Annotated in this window: 1 protein-coding gene; it reads right to left on the minus strand. The window is 72.0% G+C overall.

What is annotated here, in order from left to right; genetic code table 11:
- Positions 1-23: 23 nt before the first annotated feature.
- Positions 24-669 (minus strand): NUDIX domain-containing protein (locus VTU_RS0105975; protein ID WP_029554156.1); only part of this gene is annotated, 646 nt, incomplete at its 5' end.

The following is a 669-nucleotide window of genomic DNA, read 5'->3' on the forward strand; positions in this document are numbered from 1 at the left end:
CCCCCCCCGCGGCCCGCGCGCGCTCACCCCGGCAGCGGCAACTGCGTGGCGTCGAGCAACTTGCGGATCGGGGCGGGCAGGCCGACACCGGGCCATCCATCGGCCCCCAGCCACTGGCCTGCGTCGGACGGGCGGTCCGCGATGTCTCCACTGATCACGACCGGATGGAGATGGAGATCCCTGTGCGTCAGCACATGGAGAAAGGCTTGCAGCTCCTGCCGCGCCAACTGCGCTGCGTCCCCGAGCGACGACACATAGGCCCCGAGAGAAGCGCTATCCCGAAACACCGGAACGCAGTGCATTCCGGCCCATATGCCGGTGCCGGGGCGCCGCTCCAGCCACACGCGCCCTTGCGCGTCGCGCAGAACCAGCAATTGCCAGGACTCGGAGCGCCGGGACGGCCGACGCGCCGGCACGGGGTAGCGCTCGGGCGCTCCGTTCCTGAACGCCACGCAGGAGGCGCCCAACGGGCACGCGCCGCAAGCCGGCGCGCGCGGGGTGCAGACCGACGCCCCCAGGTCCATGAGGCCCTGGGTGTACCGGGGCATCGCATTCCCGAGGTCCTGCGTCGGCAGCAACGACCCGGCGAAGGTCCAGAGCAAGCGCGCGCTCCCGGCCGACGCGGGGTCCTTCTCAAACCCCAGCAAACGCGTCAGCACCCGCCGCACG

Origin of the sequence: Verminephrobacter aporrectodeae subsp. tuberculatae At4 (assembly GCF_000193225.1) — a bacterium.
GTDB classification, from domain to species: domain Bacteria; phylum Pseudomonadota; class Gammaproteobacteria; order Burkholderiales; family Burkholderiaceae_C; genus Acidovorax; species Acidovorax aporrectodeae.